The following is a 21,794-nucleotide window of genomic DNA, read 5'->3' on the forward strand; positions in this document are numbered from 1 at the left end:
GGGCGGAACCGCGTCACGTGTCGCCCTCCAAGTATCGCAGCACCGCCAGTACCCGCCGGTTGTCGGCGCAGGACTTCTCCAGGCCGAGCTTGGCGAAGATGTTGCCGACATGCTTCTCGACGGCGCCGTCGGAGACGCTGAGCCTCTGTGCGACGGCGCTGTTGGTACGCCCTTCGGCCATGAGCGCCAGCACCGCGTACTCGCGCGGGCTCAGGGCCGCGAGGCTGTCGGTGCGCCGGCCGGCTCCGAGCCACTGCCGTACGACCTCGGGATCCAGCGCGGTGCCGCCCACCGCGATCCGTTCGAGCGCGTCGATGAACTCGTCGACGTCGGCGACCCGCTCCTTCAGCAGGTAGCCGATGCCACCCGTCCGCCCGGCCAGCAACTGGTCGGTGTACCGGGTCTCGATGTACTGGGAGAAGACCAGCACGCCCACCTCGGGCATCTCTGAGCGGAGCCGTACGGCGGCGCGCAGTCCTTCGTCGGTGTACGTGGGGGGCATCCGGATGTCGATCACGGTGACGTCGGGCCGGTGCTCGGCCACCGCGGCCAGCAGCGTCTCGGCGTCGCCGACGGCCGACACGACCTCATGGTCGCGGTCGACCAGCACCTCGACGAGACCGGCCCGGAGCACGGCCGAGTCCTCAGCGATCACGACGCGCATTCGGGAACCTCCTGGTCGGTCGTATCCATCATGCTCTCGTGGGCAACTCGACGATCACTGTCGTCGGGCCGCCGGCCGGGCTGTCGAGCGTCACCCGGCCGTCGACCGACCGCACGCGCTCGGCGAGCCCGGCGAGGCCGGACCCGGAGCGGAAGGCGGCGCCGCCCCGACCGTCGTCGGTGACGCGCAGGCGGAGCAGCCCCGTACCGGTGACCGCGACATCGACATCGACGGAGGCCTGGCGGGCGCCGCTGTGCTTGCCGACGTTCGTCAGCAACTCGGCGGCGCAGAAGTAGGCGATCGTCTCGATCGACGGCGACGGCCGGACCGGGATCTCCGCCGAGAGCGTCGTAGGGACGGCGCCGCGGGCGGTCAGAGTGGCCAGCGCCGCCGCCAGGCCGTTGTCGAGGATCGGAGGGTGGATGCCACGGGCGAGGTCGCGCAGTTCGACGATGGCCTCCATCGCCGTGGCGTGCGCCGACATGACAAGGTCACGGGCCCGGTCGATGTCGCCGCGGTCGGTGTCGGGGGACAGCTTCTGCGTCGCCAGGCTCAGCTTCATCGCGACGGCGACCATCCGGGCCTGCGCCCCGTCGTGCAGGTCGCGCTCGATGCGGCGCAGCCTGGCGGCCGCGTCGTCCACCACGGCGGCCCGGCTCTGCTCCAGGTCGCGAACCCGCTCGGTCAGGGAGATGGGCCCGAGCAGTCGGCGGATCAGCACTCTCTCCACCATCAGCACCCCGTGCACCGCCCATGGGGCGAGCAACAACAGAAGGACGCCGAGGACGGACAGCAGCAGCGTCCGGGGCCAGGTGTCGAAGCGGAAATCGTCGTACTCGAGCACCGGCTGGTGCACAAGGCCGTTCAGGCCGCCGTCCGGGGAGTCCCCCCAGAGCCGCCAGAACACCGGGGCGAGCAGGAACTGCAGTCCGGCGAGCCGGAGCCCCGCCGCGAGAACGAAGCAGGCGACCGCCACGGGGAACTGCAGGAGGAGGAAGATCCGGGCCCGCCATCCCGCCGCGTCGCGCAGGCCGGATCTGAGCCACCCGAGGAGGCCGGGACCGTCGGCATGGAACCGGGCGGGCCCTTCGACGTTCAGCCGGAGCAGCCATCGGGCCGTCGCACGATGCAGGGCGCCCAGCCTGCGGGCGGTCAACGAGCCCGCGACGATCAGTGGCAGGCCGAGGAGGGTGGGCGACAGGACGATGCCGAGGACCAGCGACACGACGGTGAGCACGAACCCGAAGACGCCGAGCGGCAGCCGAAGCACGGCGTAGAGGAACTCGGCCCAGGTCCACAGGCTGAACGGCGAACGCAGAATACGCCCGGCCGTACGCGCGGCCACGGCACCCATCGGGAGACGGCCACGCGACCCTTCGAGCTCGATATTCGGTGTCCTCAATGCTTTTACCGTGCTAATCATCCGTCATCCCAGCCGCCGACGTCACCGAACCATCGAAGCGGGCGTTCAGCCGGCACCGGCGTCGCAGCGCCTTCACGGCGACACCGGCACCTACCTTGAACCAGGAGCGACCGCCGAGCGGGACCCGCGTCCGCGGAAAGTCGGTTCGCGACGCATAGCGATGGCCGCCCAGAAGCGTCTGAGGGGTGACGGCACTTCGGAGGTGACGAAGGATTCCACGGCGGAGCGACAGTTCCGTGAGTTCGTGGTGACGAGGTCCCCCGCGCTGATGCGCCTGGCCTATCTGCTCGCCGGCGGTGATCAGCACGCGGCCGAGGACCTTCTGCAGATCGCGCTCGCCAAGACGGCCGCACGCTGGGCCGGAGTGGGGAACCCGGAGATGTACGTGCGGCGCGTGATGTACCGCCAGCAGGTCAACTCGTGGCGGCTCAGGTGGAGGCGGCGCGAGACCCAGGTCGCGGTGCTTCCCGATGAGGCGCGCGGCGATGACACGCCGGCCCTGGACCTGAAGGTCACAGTCCGCGGAGCTCTGGCCCGGATCACGCCGAGGCAACGTGCCGTACTGGTCCTGCGGTTCTTCGAGGACCTGCCCGAAGCGGAGGTCGCGCGCATGCTCGGCTGCAGCGTCGGCACGGTGCGCAGCACGACCCACCGCTCGCTCGCACGGTTGCGCGAGCTGGCTCCCGAACTCGACGAACAGAGGCCCGCCCGGGAGGTCCTGCAGTGAAACTGGACATGCTCATCAAGAGCGCCTGCGATGACTGGTCCGCGGAGGCGCGGGTGCCCGCCGGCCTGGCCGACCGGGCGCTGCGGGGGCGCACCCGGCGGCGCTCCCTCAAGATCGTACTGGCCGCGGGTTCGGCGGCACTTCTCGTAGGGGCGGGAGTGGCGGTCGTCTCCGCGACCGGGCCGGAACGTCGGCCGCGATCCAGCCCGCGCCCCTGTCTTCGGACACGACGTTGCGCACCGATGTCGGCAATCCGTTTCCGCGCCGCCTCGTCGCCGCCGGGCACACCGCGGTGGCCGCCTACTCCACGGCCCGTACGCGGTCGTCGGGCGACGGTCCGAAGACGATCGAGTACACCTGGCATCTTTACGACCCGGCGTCGGGCATGTACGAGAGGACCCCCTGGGCGCATCTCGACGTCGCGCCCGGCATGCGCCAGGCGGCCGTGCTCGAAGGTCCGCTGCCGGCCTCCCGGGTCGGCGTTCTCGACATGAAGACGCAGAGGGTGACCCACTGGATTCCGGTCGGACACCCGGTCGGTGGTGTGTCCTGGTCACCGGACGGGCGCCGGCTGGTCCTGACCGCCTACGACAAGAACCCCGATGTGATCGGCCCCGGCGATCCCGGTTCGTGCTCGAGGACCGGCTACTACGTCGTGGACGCCGCGTCCGGGCGCGGCAGCTTCCACACCCTGGCGCCGGACCCTGACAACTTCAACTCCCGGCAGGATCTCGGCTGGAGCAGGAGCGGGACGCTGATCTGGGCCCGACCGCGACCGTGCCCACGAAGGGCTTCTACGACCTGAACGGAAAAACGCGACCCGCGCCGCCGTACGAGGCCGAATACGACGGATACATGAGGGAAGCCGGACTTTCCCCGAATGGCACCCTCCTGCCCAAGTTCGGGCCGAGACCCGGTCCCGCCGTCACCGTCACGAACGTGAAGACCGGCAAGGCCGTCGCGGTTCTGCCGATCCAACAGGCCTGGGCGTGGGCCGATGACAACCAACTGTTCGCGATCGGCTGCGACCCGAAGAAGTGCAGGGGCAAGGGGGAATTCCGCAACAGGCTCCTCCTGGTGAGCCTCGACGGCAAGATCACACCTCTCACCGGCTACCAGCGATCCGACCGGCTCGGCTCGTGGGACCCGCTGTTCACCCACCGCTGAGCCACGGAACCGCGGGTGCCGTTCCTCCGAGCCGGCACCCGCGGTTCGCGTTGACACCGAGGTAGGTGCCGTTGGGACGGGCGACTCCGAGGCTCACGAGGGAACCTGATGGGGGGCTCATAGATAATCCAGAACGGAACTACTTTGCTAGGCTAGGGGCATGACCGCCATGGCACCCGCCCGTACCGAGCCGGATCTGTCGTTCCTGCTGGACCACGCCGGCCATGTCCTGAGAACCCAGATGTCGGCGGCGCTCGCCGAGATCGGGCTTACGGCGCGCATGCACTGCGTACTGGTCCACGCTCTGGAGGAGGAGCGCACACAGATCCAGCTCGCCGAGATCGGCGACATGGACAAGACCACGATGGTGGTCACGGTCGACGCCCTGGAGGAGGCGGGCCTCGCCGAGCGCCGCCCGTCCAGCACGGACCGGCGGGCCCGGATCATCGCGGTCACCGAGAAGGGCGCCGAGATCGCGAGACAGAGCCAGGAGATCGTGGACGGCGTGCACGAGGCCGCCCTGGGCGCATTGCCCGAAGACGAGCGCGAGGTGCTCCTGCGAGCCATGAACCGCCTGGTGACGGGACATCTGGCCACCCCCGTCGAGGCGCCGCAAGCGGTGCGGCGGGCACGGCAGCGTACAAAATAGAACCGTGAAAGATAGTCTGTAACCGAACCATCTGCTACGGTCTCTCTTGTTGCTTTTGAACAGGAGACGGCCATGTCGCAGACCACACCTTCCTTCCCACCGGCCGGCACCGGCGCGTCTCGATCGCGCTGGCTGGCGCTCGCCGTGCTGTCCTCCGCGATGCTGATGACGATCCTGGACGGCAGCATCGTCACCGTGGCGATGCCGGCCATCCAGCGAGATCTCGGCTTCTCGCCCGCCGGGCTCAGCTGGACCGTCAACGCGTACCTGATCGCTTTCGGCGGGCTGCTGCTCCTGGCCGGCCGGCTGGGCGACCTCATCGGCCGTAAGACCATGTTCCTGGCGGGGAACGCGGTCTTCACCGCCGCGTCGCTGCTCGCCGGAGTGGCGACCGGCCCCGGCATGCTGATCGCCGCCCGGTTCGGTCAGGGCGTCGGCAGCGCCATGGCGTCCGCGGTCGTGTTGGGCATCCTGGTGACGCTGTTCACCGAGACCAAGGAGCGCGCGAAGGCCATCGGCGTCTTCAGCTTCACCGGCGCCGCCGGAGCCTCGATCGGTCAGGTCCTCGGCGGGGTCCTCACCGACGGGTTCAGCTGGAACTGGATCTTCTTCGTCAACCTGCCGATCGGGCTGGCCACGATCGCGCTGGCGATTCGGGCACTGCCGGACGAGCGTGGGGCCGGACTCGCCGCCGGGGCCGACGTCATCGGCGCCGTGCTGGTCACCGGTGGGCTGATGCTGGGCATCTACACCGTGGTCAAGATCGAGCAGTACGGCTGGACCGCGGCGCACACGCTGGGGCTCGGCGCGGTGTCGCTCGCTCTGCTGGCCGGCTTCGTCGCACGTCAGGCAACCGCCAAGACCCCGCTGATGCCACTGCGGATCTTCCGCTCGCGTAACGTGTCCGGCGCCAACCTGGTCCAGATGCTGACGCTGTCGGCCATGTTCGCCTTCCAGATCATCGTCGCGCTCTACATGCAGAAGGTCCTCGGTTACGGCGCGCTCGACACGGGTCTGGCGATGCTTCCCGCGGCCGTGGCCATCGGCGGCGTGTCCCTGTTCGTCTCCGCCCGGCTCAACACCCGCTTCGGTGAGCGAGCGGTCCTGCTGGCCGGTCTGGCGCTCCTGTTCGCGGCGATGGGCTGGCTCACCCGCGTCCCGGTGAACGCGGACTACGTCACCGACCTGCTCCCGGTGATGCTGCTCATCGCGGGAGGCGGACTGGTGCTCCCGGCGCTGACCACGCTCGGCATGTCCGGCGCCCGGGCCGACGACGCGGGCCTGGCCTCCGGGCTGTTCAACACGACCCAGCAGATCGGCATGGCCATAGGCGTCGCGGTACTGTCGACGCTGGCCGCCTCCCGTACCGAGGGGCTGCTGTCGGCCGGCGAAGACGAGGCGACCGCGCTGACCGGCGGCTACCACCTGGCCTTCGGCATCGCCGCTGCTCTGCTGGTGGCGGCCTTCACCGTCGCGCTCCTCGTGCTGCGCCAGCCCAAACGGGGCAAGGCTCCCCGGGAGGCGGCCGTTGCCGAGCCGGCGGCCCACCAGGCCGTCTGACCACCCGGGACCGACGCACACGGCAACCCCCGGCCGATGAGAACGCCCCGAGCCGCCTTCGGCTCGGGGCGTTACTTCATGCATTGCGAATGGACGCACGCCGAGCACCGGAGCACACCGGGGCGTCGATGAACTGCCGTTACGGGTCCGGTTCCGCACGGTAGGGTCGGCGAATGTTGATCCGGGCATGGGGAATCGCGCGATCCATGGTCATGTACCACGGCGTGCCGGGTAAGCACCGGCGAGCGCTCCGCCACTACGGCGAATTCCTCGGGCCGGGAGATGTCGCCTTCGACATCGGCGCTCACGTGGGGAGCCGGGTGCGAGCTTGGCGCCGCTTGGGGGTACGGGTGATCGCGGTCGAGCCGCAGCCCGACTGTCTGCGCATCCTGCGCCTTCTCTTCGGCCGCGACGAGGGAGTCGTCATCGTGCCGGGGGCCGTCGGGGCCCAGGCCGGGCGGGCGCGGCTGGAGCTCTCCAGCGCGACGCCGACGGTTTCGTCGATGTCGCGCGACTGGATCCAGTCGGTCACGACGGACCGCAGCTTCGCCCGCGTACGGTGGGACCGCTCCGTCGAGGTCGAGGTGGCGACGCTCGATGACCTCATCGCGGTGCATGGCGCGCCTGCCTTCTGCAAGATCGACGTTGAAGGGTTCGAGGCCGACGTGCTGGCCGGCCTCACCCGACCCGTCCGTGCTCTGTCGTTCGAGTACGTGCCGTCGGCGCACGATGCCACCGTGGAGGCGCTGGGCATCGTGGAGCGGCTCGGCGCGGCGGCAGGCGGCTATCTGTACAACTACTCGCCCGTCGAGACGATGCGGTTCGCCGAGGAGCGCTGGCTCGACGCGGCCGACCTGGTGCGGCTGCTCGAAGGCATCCGCCCCTTGGGCCGCTCGGGCGACATCTACGCACGCCTGCAGCAGGTCGACGATGAGCCGAAGTCATGAGGCTTCATCGAGGCTTTTGAATTCAGGACACGGATTCCGCCCGCACGTCGAACCGGCCGAAAGTACGGCTCGACAGGGCGCGCGCCGTACTTTGGGCCGATGTAGGCGCCGTCCCGAACGCACAGGATGCGCCTATGCGCCTTCAAGATTCTCCGATCCTGCGCGGCGGTCCGGCCGCATTCTCCGGACTGCTCGCGCTCGCGGCGTCCGCCTTCTGCGCTTCGGCGCCCGCCGCCTCAGCGTCCGAGACCGCCTCCGCCGTGCCCGCGTCCGCCGTGCCCGCGTCCGCCGGCGCGTCGGCCACGCCGAGCACCACACCGTTTCTGCCCAAGCCGACCGGCCCCCACCCGGTCGGTACGACGTCCCTGCACCTGAAAGACGTCTCTCGCGCCGACCCCTGGGTTCCTGCGGCCAAGGCGCGGGAGCTCATGGTCTCGCTGTGGTACCCGGCGAAGTCACGGGGCGGGCGGCGGGCGCACTACGTGACGCCGAAGGAGTCGGAGCTCATCCTGCAGGGCACGGGGATCACCGGCGTGCCCTCCGATGCGCTGAGCAGGACGCGGACCAACGCGTTCAGCGACGCGAAACCGGCGGGACGCGAACACACCCTGCCTCTTGTGGTGCTCTCGCCCGGCTTCACGTGGCCTCGTACCTCCCTCACGGCCCTGGCCGAGGACCTCGCGAGCAGGGGTTATGCGGTAGCCGGAATCGATCATACGTATGAGACCTTCGCCACAACCTTTCCGGACGGGCGGGTCACCACCTGCGCCGCATGTGAGATCGAATCCGGTGACGACTTCGGCGACAGGGCGGTGAAGAGCCGGGCGGCCGACGTCTCCTTCGTACTCGACGAGCTGACCGGATCGCACCCGAAGTGGAAGGGCGGCACCCTGATCGACCCGTCCAGGATCGCCATGGCGGGCAGCTCCCTCGGCGGCGCGAGCGCCCCCGGGACCATGCTGGCGGACGCCCGGGTGCGCGCCGGAATCAACATGGACGGCACCATGTTCACCCCGATCCCCGCGAGCGGCCTGTCACGACCGTTCCTGCTCCTGGGCCAGGAGGCTCACGGCCCGGGACAACAGGACAGCACGTGGGACCGTGACTGGAACCGGATGACCGGGTGGAAGCGCTGGCTCGTGGTGGCCGGATCGGTGCACGCGTCCTTCACCGACTACGACATGTTGGCCGGGCAGATTGGCGTCGACCTCGGCAGCGACCTCACCGGAACCCGCTCCGTGGAGATCACTCGAAGGTACGTCAGAGCCTTCCTCGACCTGCACCTTCGCAACAAGCCGCAACCCCTGCTGAAAAAGGCGTCGCCGCGCTACCCCGAGGTCAGGTTCTGCACCCCGGAAACGAAGATCTGCGAGTAGCGCAATCAGCCGGGGGCTGTCTCTGTGACGCGGCCGTCTGTGAGGTGCAGACGGCGAGTGGTGTGCACCGCGTCGATCATCCGGCGATCGTGGGTCACCAACAGCAGGGTGCCGGGATAGGAGTCGAGCGCGGACTCCAGCTGTTCGATCGCCGCCAGGTCGAGATGGTTGGTCGGCTCGTCCAGAACGAGCAGGTTCACGCCCCGCGCCTGCAGCAATGCGAGGGCCGCCCGGGTGCGCTCACCAGGGGACAGCGTCGCTGCGGGGCGGGTCACGTGCGCGGCGCGCAGGCCGAACTTCGCCAGCAGGGTACGGATCTCGGCCGGCGGCAGCTCGGGAACCTCCGCGCCGAAGGCATCCAGCAGGGCGCCCTCGCCGAGGAACAGGGCCCGCGCCTGGTCGACCTCACCGATGACCACGCCCGGGCCGAGCGCGGCGTGGCCTTCGGTGAGAGCGGCCCGGCCCAGCAGCGCCGACAGAAGTGTCGACTTGCCCGCTCCGTTGGCTCCGGTGATCGCGACCCGTTCGGCCCAGCCGATCTGCAGGTCGACAGGGCCCAGAGTGAAGTCTCCGAGCCGCAGCACCGCGGAGCGCAGGGTCGCCACCACGGCGCCGGCGCGTGGCGCGACGGCGATCTCCATCCGCAGGTCCCACTCCTTGCGGGGCTCCTCGATCACGTCGAGGCGTTCGAGCGCGCGCTCGGTCTGGCGGACCTTGGAGGCCTGCTTCTCGCTCGCGTCGGCGCGGAAGTTCCGTCCGACCTTGTCGTTGTCTCCCCCGTTGGCGCCCCGGGCCTTCTTCCTGGCGTTCCTGACGCCCTTGGCGGCCCAGTCCCGTTGTGTCCGGCCGCGATCCTCCAGCGTGGCGACCTTGCCCGCGTACTCCTCGTAGTCGGCGCGGGCGTGCCTGCGGGCGACCTCACGCTCGGCCAGGTACGCGGCATGACCGCCGCCGTAGATGTTCACCTGCTGCTGGGCCAGGTCCAGCTCCACCACCCGGGTGACCGTCCGGTCCAGGAACTCCCGGTCATGGCTGACCAGCACCGTGCCGGCCCGCAGGCTCGTGACGAACCGCTCCAGCCGCTCCAGCCCGTCTAGATCCAGATCGTTGGTGGGCTCGTCAAGGAGAAAGATGTCATAGCGGCTGAGCAGCAGCGACGCCATCCCCGCGCGGGCGGCCTGCCCGCCGGACAACGAGGTCATCTGCTGATCGAGGCCGGCCGCCAGCCCCAGCTCGGCGGCCACGTCCCCGGCCCGGTCCTCGAGATCGGCGCCGCCAAGTGCCAGCCATCGCTCCAGGGCGGAGGAGTATTCGTCATCGGCCCCCTCACGCCCGCTGACCAGGCCCTCGGTCGCGGTGTCCAGCTCCCGCTGAGCCTGTGCGACCCCGGTGCGCCGGGAAAGGAAGCCGATCACCGTCTCGCCGCCGCGCCGCTCCGGCTCCTGTGGCAGGTAGCCGACGGCCGCCGATGACGGGCTGAGCGTCACGGAGCCGCCCTCGGGGGTGAGCAGACCCCCGAGAGTCCGCAGCAGAGTGGACTTCCCCGCGCCATTGACCCCGACCAGCCCGATCACGTCCCCAGTGGAGACGACCAGGTCGAGCCCAGAGAACAGGGCACGGTCACCGTGCCCGGCGGCGAGTTCCTTCGCGACGATGGTTGCGGTCATAGAACGCCAACGCTATCCCGCCACAGATGGATTCTGTCCCGCTCGAAGATCCGCTTTCCTGCTGGGGTACACCGACTGGTTGTACGCCGTGCTCGCCGGTTCACTGACGCAGTTCTACGACACCCTGCGCTGGCCCGGCTGGGAGACCGAAGCGGCCGCACTGAAGTTGAACGAAGGCATTCACACCTGGCCGCCACCGTCGACCGTAGAGGGCAAGGACCTGTCCACGGCCTCCCGGAAGGCCGTTCCCATGGCGCAGCTGGTCTCCTTCCACCACGAGATGGCACGGCAACTGGGTTAGGCCGGCACCGCCTCGGTCGCCGCCATACGGGTCAGATGCTGCGGTGCGCGCTGACGGCGGCTCGGAGTTCGGCGAGATTCGGCGCGAGGGCGGCATCGAGGGCCAGCGGATCCCGTGCGTTGAGGTCTTCCATCGCGCGGCGCTCGGGCGTTTGGGTGTTGATGTCGATCTGGCGGCCCTCGAGACCGGCCACGATCTCGGCGGCCACCTCGTCGACGGGACGGAGCCCGTAGCCCAGGTCCGGGCCGGCTTGGGTCGTCGCCATCATGGGCGTGTCGACCGGGCCAGGGTAGACCGTGGCGACGCGACGGCCACCGGCGTCCTGCGCGGGTCGCTCTACAACGCCTACCGCGACAAGGAGACCCTGTTCCTGCGCGTCTACGAGGACTACGCGAAGCACTTCCTGGTCGAAGCGGCCCAAGCGCTCGCCCATCCGATCATCGACCAAGCCCTCCGCGACTTCTTCGACTTCACCATCACCTCCATGATCAAGGGGCTCCCCACCCGCGGATGCCTGACGACCAAGACGGCGATCGACATCAAAGCCGACGGGAACCGTATCCGCGCCGCGCTTCGCGACCTGCTCGACAACATGGAGCGGCTGTTGCACGAGCGGCTCTCCACTGACGATGCCCGGCCTCGACTTGTCATCCCCCCGGCGGAGGCGGCGCGGGTGCTGATCACCATGACGCGGGGGATCGTCGTCATGGAACGCGTCTACCAGGACCCCGAGCGCCTCAGAGCCACAGCGGCCTCACTGATCGATGCCGTGCTGACACCCACGGCCTGAACAGGCGACCTTCTCCCCGAACCGCAGGGAAGACTCGAGTGGTGACGGAGCGGACATGGCAGGCCATCCGGTCGGACGGCCGTGTCCTTGATGCGTCCACGTCAGCGCCTGGACGATGTCGGAGACCAGGTTCGGGTAAGACGTCCGCCAGACGAGGGCGCCGTCGCTCGTCCTAAGCTCACGCGTCGCTGGAGGGCAAGCGAGCTCGTCGATCCCAGAGAGCCGAATTCGGCAGATTGATCAACGTCCCTGGGCAGTGCACCTAGGGCATCTCGCGCGGATGGGCGGCGCTGGTTGTGGAAGTCGACGGTGCGCGGATGACGAGTTGCCGTAGGGCTTCGACGTGGCCGTTGAAGGCCGTCCGGCCTCGCGGGGTCAGGGTGACCAGGGTGCGGCGCCGGCGGCCTGCGCCTTCCTTGCGGACCTCGGCGTACCCGGCCTCGGAGAGGGTCGAGATCTGTTTGGAGAGTGCGGAGTCGGTGAGTTCGAGGCTCTCCTTGAGGAAGCTGAACTCGGCCCACTCGGTCGCCGCGAGGAGCGCCATCAGGCCCAGCCGGGTCGGCGGATGGATCAGTTCGTCGAAGCCGGCTGGGGTGGTCATGCGGTCGGTCGGCGCAGCAACGCCCGGTACAGCGGTTCGGTGACCGCGCTGAGGACGGCGAGTAGCACGCCGATGAGGGTATAACCCAGCGGGATGTCGATGCGGTCGAGCAGCCACATCCCAGCGAGGGTGAGGACGCAGGCGGCGAGGGCGAAGCCGCCGAGGACCGCCCAGAATCGGCCGGTCAGCTGAGGCTGGTGCATGACCGCCTTGCTGCGCTGGCCGGCGCGCGTGAAGCAGGTCAGGGCGGCGGCCAGGGCGACGCCGAAGAGGGCCAGCTGCAGGGCTGGGGACGCGGGCAGATCCAGTGCCGCGAAGCCGGCGATCATCGTGAGCATGCCGGTGGCGTCCCAGCCGCGGTGCCGGCCGCGGGATGCGCCGTCCGCGGCCTGGTTGCGGCGCTTGGCGATCTCGGCAAGATCGGCCTGGGCGTCCTCGATGTGGTCCATCCTGAATCCTCCATGGTTTGACTTGCCTGGTGGGAAAGTTAACGCGCTACTTTCCTGCCAGGCAAGTCAAACTGCGCGCGTCAGCGAGCGCAGCGGTTGCCCGAAGAGCGGCACGGAAGGCCGGTGGAGTCACTTCGGGGGAAACTTGTACGCGGCCTCTATGTCCGGCGTGCCGGCCTGCTTGGGATCGCCGGGCGCGGTCGATGAGGATCGGCCGTCAGTGCTCTTGACCTGCGATTGCGTGCGCTTGTGGGGTGCGGGGGGCGTCCTCTGGTTTAACGGTAGTGCTTGACGCCTGTATCAGCTAACCGATATCTATCAGCTAACCGTTAGGGATGGTGCATGCAAGACGCGGTGCTGGCGATGCTTGCGAAAGAACCGTCACATGGCTACCACCTGCGTGCGCGGCTGCGGCGGGCCCTAGGCCCGCTAGGCGAGTCGATGAACGCGGGTCAGGTCTATGTGACGCTGGCCCGGCTGGAGAGAGCGGGGCTGGTTGTCTGCGAACGGGTGGATGGGCTGCCGGACCGGCCGGACCGCAAGGTGTATGCCCTGACTCCGGCCGGACAGCAGCGGGTGGCCGCCTGGCTGGCCGAGGTGAGCTGGCCGAAACCGGATCTGGCGGAGTTCCATCTCAAACTCGCTGCGGCCGCCGCGGGCCGGCTCGCCGATCCGGTGGAGATGGTCGCCGTGCAGCGCCGCGCGTTGCTGCGCCGCTTGCGTGATGCCCAGCGCGCGGTGATGGCCGAGTCGGATGACTCGACCGCTGCCGTGCTGCTGGAAGGGGTCGTGTTGCGGCTGCAGGCGGATCTGCGCTGGTTGGAAGCCTGCGAGCGAGTCTGGTCGAGGGTCGAGATCGAATCTGAGGATGCATGAACGAATTCGGCGATGTGCTGCAGGTCCGCGACCTGTTCAAGGAGCATGGCCACGGGCAGGGCGTGGTCCGCGCGGTCGATGGAGTCGACCTGGACGTACCGGCTGGACAGATGCTGGCGGTGATGGGGCCCAGCGGCTGCGGTAAGTCCACACTGTTGCACCTGCTGGGCGGCCTGGAGCGACCCACCGATGGGGAGGTGTGGCTGGCCGGCCGGCGCATCGACACGTTGAGCGAGCGGGCTTTGGCCCGGCTGCGGCGCGGCTCGATGGGATTCGTCTTCCAGGCCTTCCATCTGGTGGAGGAGCTGTCCGCAGCGGAGAACGTGGAGTTGCCCGCGCTGCTGGCCGGGTGCTCACCGCGTGCGGCCAGGCAGCGCGCGGCCGTGCTGCTGGAGCGGGTCGGGCTCGCCGACCGCGCCCGGCACTTGCCATGGGAGCTGTCGGGGGGACAGCGTCAGCGCGTCGCCATCGCTCGCGCTTTGGCCAACGAACCGCTGGTCCTGTTGGCCGACGAGCCGAGCGGGAACCTCGACACCGCGGCGACACTCGATGTCCTGAGGCTATTCGAGGAGTTGCGTTCCACGGGTCAGACCCTGGTCATCGTGACGCACGACGAGCGGATCGCGGCGACCGCGGACCGGCTGATCTCGATGCGCGACGGAATGTTCGTCGACGACACCTGGCTGGCCGACAGCACCACCGAGCGGCTCGAGGATCTGATCGGGCTGGAGGGCTGAACGCCGTGGGACGCATCCTGCTCATCTTCCGCCTCGTTTCGGCCGACATGCGCCGACATCCCGCCCAGGTCGCGATGCTCCTGGTCGCGATAACCGCCGCCACCGCCACGTTGGCCCTCGGCCTGTCGATGCACGGGGCGACCGACGCGCTGTACCGGCAGACCCGGGAAGCCACGGCCGGGCCGGACATGATCGCACTTTCCCCCGGCACTGCCCGGACCACGATCGCGGCCCTGAAGTCGTTGGAGTACGCCCCCGGGGTGGTCGCCCACAGCGGACCGTACCGCCAGTTCTATACGCCGGTCACGGCGCGCGGCTCCACGGCGGCCGCGGTGGTGCAGGTCGCCGATATGACACCGGGCCCGGTCGACCGTCCGTTGGTGACCTCGGGCGGCTGGGTCCGACCCGGAGGCGCCGTGGTCGAACGCGGCTTCGCCACCGCTCTGGACGTCGGCGTCGGCGACCACGTCACCGTCGCCGGCCGCTCGTTCCCCATCGTCGGGATCGCCGTGACCGCAGCGCACGAGGTCTACCCGTGGGCGCCGGGGATCGGCCCGGGCGGCGGGCCGAGCGACGGCGGCGGCCTGGTCTGGCTGGCCGAACGGGATACCCGGGCACTGGCATCGGCGGATCTCCCGGTGACCTCCTTCATCTACCTGAAGCTGCGGGATCCCGCCACAGCCGGGGCGATAAACATGCGTAATCCCGCCATAGCCCAGGCGTTCGAGTACACCTGGGTGAACTTCAAACGCTGGCAGCTCGTAGCCGAGCAGGACTCCGTCATACTCCGGGGCAGCCAGCCGATCCTGGTCGTCGGCAGTTGGCTGCTCAGCTTCCTGGCCATCGCCGGTGTGGCCGCATTGGCGGCAGGACGAGCCGCCAAGCAGACCCGCCGGGTGGGACTGCTCAAGGCGGTCGGCGCCACACCCGGCCTCATCGCCGCCGTCCTGCTCGCCGAATACCTGACCCTGGCGCTGCTCGCCGACGCGCTGGGCCTGACGATCGCACGGCTGGTCGAGCCCGCCGTCATCAATCCCAGCGCCAGCCTGATCACCACCGCCACCGGCCCCACCGGCGGTACCATCGCCGTCACGACCGTCGTCGCCCTGGCGGTGGCCGCCCTCACCACCCTCGGCCCGACCCTACGTGCGCTGCGCTCCGGCACCATCTCCGCGCTGGCCGACACCGCCCACCGGCCCCAGCACCGGCCCCTGCTGACCAGATTGTCCGCGCTGCTGCCGACCCCACTCCTGCTCGGACTGCGTCTGATCGCCCGCCGACCCGGCCGCGCCGTCCTGCACGGGTGCAACATCGCGACCACGCTGATCGCGCTCACAGCTCTGCTGATGATCTACGCCCAGCCCGTGAAAGGCTATCCGGGCTCTTTCATGGCGAACGTCCAGCGAGCCGCTCAAGAACGCCATCTGCTGCTGGCCGTCACCGCCGTGGTGATCGCACTCGCCATCGTGAACACCATCACGATCACCTGGACCACCGCACTGGAAGCCCGGCCGACCATGGCCATCGCACGCACGCTCGGCGCCACCCCCGGACAGATCACAGCCGGACTGTCCACCGCCCAACTAGTGCCCACGCTGCCCGGTGCCATCACCGGCATCCCCTTGGGCGTCATCCTGTGCTTGCTCTTCACCCCCGGAAAGGTGACCATGCCCTCCGCGTGGTGGCTGCTCACCGCCGCACTCGCGACCGTGCTGGCGACAGCAGTACTCACCGCCATCCCCGCCCGCCTCGCAGTCCGCCGATCCGTGGCACAAACCCTCAGCGCCGAGTCGGCGTGAGCGACTCAGATCGCATTACTCATCAGTTCAGGTCGGGAGGTATGTCCCGGCTTGGGAAGCGACCGCAGAGGTCAACAAGCCACCGCGTCTCGGTGACAGCCGGGCACGGCCGGACGGTACAGCAGTAGCGCCCAATGCTTTCAGAAGTAACGGACTGGCTTCGGTGCAAACCATGCCCCGAAGCCAGTCCTATGCTCCGCTGGTCGCACCGGCCATTTCTAAAGGGATCGCCGCAGCGGATACAGATTCCAGGATTGCCCGTTACCGGGGGATGAGCATGACGCCGGAATCGTAGGGATTGTCATCGCCTCGGCAGAATGCGTCGCTATATGCCGTCGACCGAACCTGGGGTCCGGTCACGGTGTAGTCCAATTGGTACCAGGGGGCATCGCATCTGAAGACAACCCTGATGTCCCAGCTTGAGTTGCCGTTCGTGCAGTAGCCCCGATACCCGAGATGCGTTCCAGCGTAGAACCATGTGCCACACCCTGTCGGCTGCGCAGCTGCCTGCGCAGGTACCGCACCGCCCATGAAGGTGGCCCCGAGTACGAGTAGCCCTACGCCGAGTTTGCTCAGTAGCCCGGCACGTCTTCTCATAATCCCTCCGATAGATCGGCCCATCCCGGCGACCTCTTGTCGCGATCGTAAGAATACATGCGGATAGGCGGTAAAAACAGGGGGCCTATGCGGCTAACGGTGTCTTCGACCAGAAAAGCGGGTTCGTCTGTTTCATGACCTTTAAGCTACGCCTCTCGTACGGAAGGCTCGCCTCGACCCTTTGCGGAACTTTGGCACGTATTTTGTCACAGCCGCCCAGGACAAGGCGGGGGCATCCGGACAGAGTCGGACAAATAAGAAATGCGTCATCAACCCGTCCGCCGACGAACCACGCGCCCTCGCCGAAGCATTCCGCGTTCTACGCCCCGGCGGCCGGTTTGGCATCGGCGTGGCGTCCGACCTCTTCGGTGGCTGCTGGATGTGCGAGGAGGTCGGCTCCGTCGGCCAGCCCCACCTGCTGCTTGCCGCGGCGGTCGCCCCGCTCGCCACCGCCGCCGTCGTGCACGCCTGGCGGCGCCTTACGAAGGTGTGATCCCCGCCTGCCGCTGCTGCCGCACACGCCGCGTCATGACCGCACCGGGGATGGCGACCGCGAGTAGGACTGGGATCGCGGCGGCGATCCCGAACCAGAGAAAGATGGCGAGGTAACCGCTGGCAGCGTTCCCCACGTCCGCGTCCGCCTGTGCAAGGAGGACGAGGCTCACCACGAACGCAACCACCATGAGGACCGCGATGATGATTGCGAGCCAGATGAGAATGCCGGCCCATCGCCGGTAGCCGGCGCTGACACCCCGGGCTTGCGGTGGCGCGTACGCCATGGGCGCACCGGGCATTTGGGCCCGGTGAGGGGCTGGCTGCTGGTAAGACATGAGCCCTGTTCTACTGTGCGCGGCCCCGAAACACCACCTTCACCGCCGGAGCGCGCCCCGCGCCGGGGCGTTTCCCAGCCAGTAGGCGCTTGTTGTAGCCGGGCTGCTTGGGCAAGCCGCGGGTGCGGGAGTCGGCCGGGCTGGGTGTGTACCGGTTCCATGACCTGCGGTACACGGCGGTGTCGCTGCTCCTTGATCGGGGCGTGCCTCCGCACGTGGTTCGCGAGATCGTGGGTCATAGCGCCATCGAGGTGACCAGGACGATCTACGCGCATGCGTCACTGGAGGAGAAAAGAGGGCGCTCGGGAAGCTCGGGGCAGAGATCGCTTAGCCCGGTTGATGTACCCGTTGATGTGGATGCACGACAAAGACCCCGGCTGGATGCGGCTTCCGGGGCCTTTTCGCTGGTCAAAGAGGTGGGCAGGGGCGGGGTCGAACCGCCGACCTTCCGCTTTTCAGCTATAGCAACACCCCCTGCCGGGGAGACATCGACCGAGGTTGACCGGCCGTTGGCGTGCGCCCGTGGCTGGGCTGGTGGCTGCTGTTGCTGTCACCGTTGCTGTCAAGGGCTGCGGTCACCACGGTGGCAGGTCGGACAGATCGCACAGATTCGCTCTCCGTCGGTGCTGACTCACCTCCCAGGACGGGCACAGGTCGCCGGGCGGTCACCCATATGGAACAGCGTCGGCGGCGCTACGCTGCTGTGTCGTGCAAGAGACTCGCCTCGACACCGCTCGGATCCGGGCGGCTCGCCGGATAATCGACCCGATTTTTCTCGACACTCCGCTGTACCGCTGCGAGGCGCTGGAGCCCGACCTCGGGTGCACGGTGAGCATCAAGCTCGAAACGGCGAACCCGGTCCGCAGCTTCAAGGCCCGCGGCACCGAGGTAGTCGCGAGCCTGCTCGCCGACAATGGCTCGCGAGCCGTGGTGTGCGCCAGCGCGGGCAACCTTGGCCAAGCCCTGGCTTGGTCTGGTCGCGGCAGGGGGCTCGACGTCACCGTCGTGGCATCCCGCTCTGCGCCTGCGGCCAAGCTTGATCGCATCCGCGCATTGGACGCCAGGTTGGAGCTGGTGGACGGCGACTTCGACATGGCTCGCGAGCGGGCGGCGGCCGTCGCGCGGTACGACGGCATCCGGCTCGTCGAAGACAGCCTGGACATCGAGACCTGCGAGGGCGCGGCGACCATCGGCCTGGAACTGGTGGACACCGTGCCGTCATTCGACGCCGTCCTGATCGCTCTCGGCGGCGGGGCGCTGGCGACCGGTGTGGGTCATGTCGTGAAGGCCTGGGCGCCCGAAGTCGAGGTGATCTGCATCCAGCCGCTGGGCGCACCGGCGATGACACACTCGTGGCGCCAACGACGCGTCGTCACCACCGACTCGACCAACACCATCGCTGACGGCGTCGCCGGCCGACGTCCCATCCCGGCCGTCCTGGACGACCTCCTCCTGGTCGCTGACGACGCCGTCCTGGTGCAGGAGGCGTCGATCATCGCCGGTATGCGGATGCTCCTCGACCACGCCGGCCTCGTCGTCGAACCGTCGGCCGCGCTCGGCATCGCGGCGATCCTCGAAGACCGTGACCGCTTCGCCGGCCGACACGTAGTCACCATCGTGTGCGGCAGCAACGTAGACGTAGACGCCTATCACCGCTGGGTCGGTGCCGCTCCCATCGACAGGTCCTGACAATTGCTTCCCCTCCGCCACCACCCGCTTTCGCGCCACCTGTGCCGCCTCCGGGTGTTCATCGACCCTGCCCCCGGCACACTGCCGCGGCACTGAAGGTGCTTGGTGAGGGGACTCGGCGGGGGCCGAGGCGACGGCCTGGAGTGGTCGCCGGTGAACGGCCACCTCCCGCTTACACCGTGTCCTATGTGGTGGTAGATCGTTGATCTTGGCATGGGTAGTGAGCGATGGAGCTGGATCGTCCCTGAGGGGCTGTGGGAGCTCGTGCAGCCGTTGCTGCCGCCGGTCAGAGCACGTCCGCAGGGTGGTGGGACGGCGAACATCGATGACGAAGCGGTGTTCGCGGCAATCGTTTATGTACTGGTCAGCGGGTGCGCGTGGAGGCATCTGCCGCCGTGTTTCGGCGCCTCCAAGTCCACGGTGCATCGCCGGTTTGTGATCTGGTCGCGGGCCGGTGTGTGGGGTCGGTTGCATCAGGTACTGCTGGACCGGCTGGCCGACGGCGGGCTGCTGGATCTGTCGCGGGTCATCCTCGACTCGGCGCACGTGCGGGCGAAAAAGGGGGCGAACAAACAGGCCCGAGCCCCGTGGACCGGGGCAAGCCGGGTTCGAAGATGCACATCCTGTCCGACGCAGCAGGGCTGCCCGTCGTCGTTGGCGTCTCCGCCGGCAACACCCACGACCTGCATGGGCTGAGGCCTATGGTCGCCGGGCTCCAAATGAAACACGACCCCGAGCGAGGCCGATATCGGCAGGCCGGCAAGCTGCACGCCGACAAAGCCTACGACCGGCCCGACCTGCGCCGATGGCTCCGCAGCGTGGGTGTCATCCCGCGCATCGCCCGCAAAGGTATCGAATCCAGCCAAAGGCTAGGACGACGCCGATGGCTGATCGAGCGCACCATCTCGTGGCTGACCGGCTACCGACGCCTGTCCCCACGATACGAACGCCATCCCTCTAACTACCTGGCCTTTCTCGGCCTCGCCGCCGCCCTCACCTGCTACAAGCGACTGATCAAACTCACCACATAGGACACTGTCTTAGCCCGGGTGACGAACCAGTTTGGGTCGGGCGAATGCGGGCGATTCCCCCCATCCACTCGGGCATAGGATCGGCGGCATGGCGACACGGCTTGTTCAGATTGCGATGAATGCTCGGGATGACTCCGCGCTCGGCCGGTTCTGGGCGGAGGTGCTCGGCTGGACCATTTCCAGCGAGGAACCCGGCGTGACCAACCTCGAGCCTGAGGGCTTCGTCTATCCCGACCCTGTCGCCGTCTGCATCGACATCATCGCCGTCCCGGAACCCAAGACGGTGAAGAACCGCGTGCACGTCGACCTCGCCACCACCTCTGCGGCCCATCAGGCGGACCTGGTCGCGCGTCTCCAGACTCTTGGTGCGACGCCCGCCGACGTGGGCCAGGGCGACGTCCCGTGGACGGTCCTGGCCGACCCGGAGGGCAACGAGTTCTGCGTGCTGGAGCCCCGATCGATCTACCGGGACACCGGGCCGATTGCCGCGGTGGTGGCCGACTGCGCGGATCCGCGGGTTATGGCCCGGTTCTGGGGCGAGGCGATGGACTGGACCCTGCACGAGGTGACCGATGATCATGCGGTGCTGCGCTCCGCCAAGGACGTCGGCCCGTATCTGGAGTTCCTCCGCACACCCGACGCCAAGACCGTGAAGAACCGCGTCCATCTTGACCTCCGGCCGTACCCTGGTGACGATCAAGCGGCGGAGGTGGCCCGGCTGCGGGCTCTGGGCGCCACCGACATCGACCTCGGCCAGGGCGACGTGCCGTGGACGTGCCTCGCCGACCCGGAGGGCAACGAATTCGATGTCCTCACACCGCTCTGACGCGGAGCCGATCCTCGCCCTGGTCGGCCCTGGGCCGATGCGAGCCCAAAGGCGACGCGCGGCCGCCAGCGACCGCGAAGCGGACGCCCTTGAAACCGTAGGGGGATCCTCATCCGGCAGGGTGCAGGCGAGTTTGTGCGGCCGCATCTGACGATGGAGCAGCGGCAACTGGCGCTGCGGCTAAAAGCTCGCGGCTTGTCGCTACGCAAGATCGGCCCGCAGGTGGGCTGTTCACATCAAGGCGTGCTGGTGGAGCTGAGGTGGTCGAGAAGCAATATCCCGCGGTGCGGGAGGTTGTGGCTTGTGCTGGCGATCAGAGATCCTCGAAGGCGGTCTCTTGCATCGTCCCGTCCGGTCCCATCTGGAACAAGCGCGGTGCCCCCATGCTCCGTCGCGCCTCCGCGTAAGCGGCTTCGCGTGCAGCCTGGTCCTCGCCGGATGGGTCGGTCACCCGGAAGCCGTGCAGGTGAACACCAGCCGGGTCGATGTCATCCGGGTCGGGGTAGCCTTCCACGACGAAGCCGAACAGTGCACGCAATGCTTCCTCGCCCAACTCAAGGGGATGAAACGGCAACGGATACGGTCCCTCGTCGGGCCATCCCGGTACGGGTTCGACGGGATGGTTCCCCGCCCAGTACGGCAGCTCGAAGTCGTAGGGCTTGCCGATGTTCTCTTGAATGCCCCCTTCAGGTGACAGGCTCAGCGACCGGATCAGCACACCGTCCTCCCAGACCGCGAAACTGAGCCAGTCCACGACCGAGTGCATCCCGTGCATGATGATCCGCCTGCCCTCGCCGGCCTTGCGCAGGTGTTCCGGCAGCTCGGACGGACGGTCGAGCGCAAGCCGTAGGTCACAGAACACCTCCGCCCCGGCCAGCTTCGTGGCGTACGTGATGTCGTCCGGTGGGTAGGTGTTCCACAACGTGCTGTCATCCACTGGCTCGACGTCGTAACCCGGGTGGACCTGACGAACCAGCATCTCGGTCTCCGCCCGCTCCGAGCGCGTTGCGCCCAGCAACGCGGGACGGATGTCCCTCTCCGTGAACGCCAGCAGCGCTGTTTTTGCGCCCATATCGCTTCTCCAGATC

The 21,794-nt window shown here is 68.5% G+C and carries 24 protein-coding genes; 16 read left to right on the top strand and 8 right to left on the bottom strand.

The window, feature by feature from the left end; translation table 11 throughout:
- Window positions 1–13: 13 nt before the first annotated feature.
- Both HKK72_RS06090 and HKK72_RS06095 read right to left on the bottom strand, forming a co-directional pair.
- Window positions 14–664 (bottom strand): response regulator transcription factor, encoded by a 651-nt coding sequence (locus tag HKK72_RS06090; protein WP_187233241.1) that lies wholly within the window; start codon window positions 662–664, stop codon window positions 14–16.
- A 28-nt stretch (window positions 665–692) separates the two neighbouring features.
- A complete protein-coding gene (locus HKK72_RS06095) occupies window positions 693–2,066 on the bottom strand; it encodes a sensor histidine kinase (protein ID WP_187233242.1) in 1,374 nt (457 codons plus the stop codon).
- Window positions 2,067–2,289: 223 nt separating this feature from the next.
- Here HKK72_RS06095 and HKK72_RS06100 point away from each other — a divergent pair, with 223 nt between their 5' ends.
- From HKK72_RS06100 to HKK72_RS06130, 7 genes are all read left to right on the top strand, one after another.
- Entirely contained in the window at window positions 2,290–2,814 is a 525-nt protein-coding gene (locus tag HKK72_RS06100; RefSeq protein WP_315987104.1) for a SigE family RNA polymerase sigma factor, read from the top strand.
- A 232-nt stretch (window positions 2,815–3,046) separates the two neighbouring features.
- Complete coding sequence (locus tag HKK72_RS06105) at window positions 3,047–3,619, top strand: hypothetical protein (RefSeq protein ID WP_187233244.1); 573 nt, start codon at window positions 3,047–3,049, stop codon at window positions 3,617–3,619.
- A 50-nt stretch (window positions 3,620–3,669) separates the two neighbouring features.
- Window positions 3,670–3,981, top strand: coding sequence for a hypothetical protein (locus HKK72_RS06110; protein ID WP_187233245.1), 312 nt, complete (start codon window positions 3,670–3,672; stop codon window positions 3,979–3,981).
- A 160-nt stretch (window positions 3,982–4,141) separates the two neighbouring features.
- A complete protein-coding gene (locus HKK72_RS06115; protein ID WP_187233246.1) occupies window positions 4,142–4,630 on the top strand; it encodes a MarR family winged helix-turn-helix transcriptional regulator in 489 nt (162 codons plus the stop codon).
- Window positions 4,631–4,702: 72 nt separating this feature from the next.
- Window positions 4,703–6,190, top strand: coding sequence for an MFS transporter (locus HKK72_RS06120; protein ID WP_187233247.1), 1,488 nt, complete (start codon window positions 4,703–4,705; stop codon window positions 6,188–6,190).
- A gap of 173 nt (window positions 6,191–6,363) precedes the next feature.
- Entirely contained in the window at window positions 6,364–7,137 is a 774-nt protein-coding gene (locus tag HKK72_RS06125; protein WP_187233248.1) for an FkbM family methyltransferase, read from the top strand.
- Between the two features lie 134 nt (window positions 7,138–7,271).
- Window positions 7,272–8,513 carry an alpha/beta hydrolase family protein gene (locus HKK72_RS06130; RefSeq protein ID WP_187233249.1) on the top strand — a complete coding sequence of 414 codons (1,242 nt, stop codon included), beginning with the start codon at window positions 7,272–7,274 and terminating at the stop codon, window positions 8,511–8,513.
- Between the two features lie 5 nt (window positions 8,514–8,518).
- Here the strand turns inward: HKK72_RS06130 and HKK72_RS06135 are convergent, their stop codons facing one another.
- Complete coding sequence (locus HKK72_RS06135; protein ID WP_187233250.1) at window positions 8,519–10,180, bottom strand: ABC-F family ATP-binding cassette domain-containing protein; 1,662 nt, start codon at window positions 10,178–10,180, stop codon at window positions 8,519–8,521.
- Here HKK72_RS06135 and HKK72_RS06140 point away from each other — a divergent pair.
- Window positions 10,167–10,481, top strand: a complete 315-nt coding sequence (locus HKK72_RS06140; protein WP_187233251.1) for a DUF2625 family protein — start codon at window positions 10,167–10,169, stop codon at window positions 10,479–10,481. The two genes, HKK72_RS06135 and HKK72_RS06140, sit on opposite strands and share 14 nt — an antisense overlap.
- 31 nt (window positions 10,482–10,512) lie before the next feature.
- On the opposite strand, the gene HKK72_RS06145 is transcribed toward HKK72_RS06140, so the two are convergent.
- Window positions 10,513–10,689 carry a hypothetical protein gene (locus tag HKK72_RS06145; protein WP_187233252.1) on the bottom strand — a complete coding sequence of 59 codons (177 nt, stop codon included), beginning with the start codon at window positions 10,687–10,689 and terminating at the stop codon, window positions 10,513–10,515.
- 42 nt (window positions 10,690–10,731) lie between these two features.
- On the opposite strand from HKK72_RS06145, the gene HKK72_RS06150 reads away from it, so the two are divergent.
- Window positions 10,732–11,271, top strand: coding sequence for a TetR/AcrR family transcriptional regulator (locus HKK72_RS06150; protein WP_187233253.1), 540 nt, complete (start codon window positions 10,732–10,734; stop codon window positions 11,269–11,271).
- Window positions 11,272–11,533: 262 nt separating this feature from the next.
- On the opposite strand, the gene HKK72_RS06155 is transcribed toward HKK72_RS06150, so the two are convergent.
- Window positions 11,534–11,872, bottom strand: a complete 339-nt coding sequence (locus HKK72_RS06155; RefSeq protein WP_187233254.1) for a winged helix-turn-helix domain-containing protein — start codon at window positions 11,870–11,872, stop codon at window positions 11,534–11,536.
- Window positions 11,869–12,321, bottom strand: coding sequence for a hypothetical protein (locus HKK72_RS06160; protein ID WP_187233255.1), 453 nt, complete (start codon window positions 12,319–12,321; stop codon window positions 11,869–11,871). Before HKK72_RS06160 ends, HKK72_RS06155 begins: the two co-directional genes overlap by 4 nt.
- Window positions 12,322–12,663: 342 nt before the next feature.
- On the opposite strand from HKK72_RS06160, the gene HKK72_RS06165 reads away from it, so the two are divergent.
- From HKK72_RS06165 to HKK72_RS06180, 4 genes are all read left to right on the top strand, one after another.
- Window positions 12,664–13,197: a PadR family transcriptional regulator gene (locus HKK72_RS06165; RefSeq protein ID WP_187233256.1), complete on the top strand. Its 534-nt coding sequence runs from the start codon at window positions 12,664–12,666 to the stop codon at window positions 13,195–13,197.
- Entirely contained in the window at window positions 13,194–13,934 is a 741-nt protein-coding gene (locus tag HKK72_RS06170) for an ABC transporter ATP-binding protein (protein WP_187233257.1), read from the top strand. Before HKK72_RS06165 ends, HKK72_RS06170 begins: the two co-directional genes overlap by 4 nt.
- 5 nt (window positions 13,935–13,939) lie before the next feature.
- Complete coding sequence (locus tag HKK72_RS06175) at window positions 13,940–15,733, top strand: FtsX-like permease family protein (RefSeq protein WP_187233258.1); 1,794 nt, start codon at window positions 13,940–13,942, stop codon at window positions 15,731–15,733.
- Between the two features lie 946 nt (window positions 15,734–16,679).
- Window positions 16,680–16,823 (top strand): hypothetical protein, encoded by a 144-nt coding sequence (locus HKK72_RS06180; protein ID WP_187233259.1) that lies wholly within the window; start codon window positions 16,680–16,682, stop codon window positions 16,821–16,823.
- On the opposite strand, the gene HKK72_RS06185 is transcribed toward HKK72_RS06180, so the two are convergent.
- Window positions 16,810–17,109: a hypothetical protein gene (locus HKK72_RS06185; protein WP_187233260.1), complete on the bottom strand. Its 300-nt coding sequence runs from the start codon at window positions 17,107–17,109 to the stop codon at window positions 16,810–16,812. The genes HKK72_RS06180 and HKK72_RS06185 overlap by 14 nt on opposite strands.
- Window positions 17,110–17,868: 759 nt before the next feature.
- Between HKK72_RS06185 and HKK72_RS06195 the strand changes: the two genes are divergently transcribed.
- The 3 genes from HKK72_RS06195 (at window position 17,869) to HKK72_RS06205 (ending at window position 20,706) form a co-directional block, all read left to right on the top strand.
- The gene (locus tag HKK72_RS06195; RefSeq protein ID WP_187233261.1) at window positions 17,869–18,849 is read left to right on the top strand and encodes a threonine/serine dehydratase; all 981 of its coding nucleotides are present in this window, start codon (window positions 17,869–17,871) and stop codon (window positions 18,847–18,849) included.
- 213 nt (window positions 18,850–19,062) lie between these two features.
- A protein-coding gene (locus HKK72_RS06200) for an IS5 family transposase (RefSeq protein WP_187233262.1) occupies window positions 19,063–19,880 on the top strand; the annotation gives its coding sequence in 2 pieces (ribosomal slippage) (window positions 19,063–19,405 and window positions 19,405–19,880; 819 coding nt in all).
- 88 nt (window positions 19,881–19,968) lie between these two features.
- The gene (locus tag HKK72_RS06205; protein ID WP_187233263.1) at window positions 19,969–20,706 is read left to right on the top strand and encodes a VOC family protein; all 738 of its coding nucleotides are present in this window, start codon (window positions 19,969–19,971) and stop codon (window positions 20,704–20,706) included.
- Window positions 20,707–21,019: 313 nt separating this feature from the next.
- Here HKK72_RS06205 and HKK72_RS40670 read toward each other — a convergent pair.
- Window positions 21,020–21,794 (bottom strand): DUF6928 family protein (locus HKK72_RS40670; protein WP_261986583.1); only part of this gene is annotated, 775 nt, incomplete at its 5' end.

Source organism: Actinomadura sp. HBU206391, from assembly GCF_014323665.1.
Classification (GTDB): domain Bacteria; phylum Actinomycetota; class Actinomycetes; order Streptosporangiales; family Streptosporangiaceae; genus Actinomadura_C.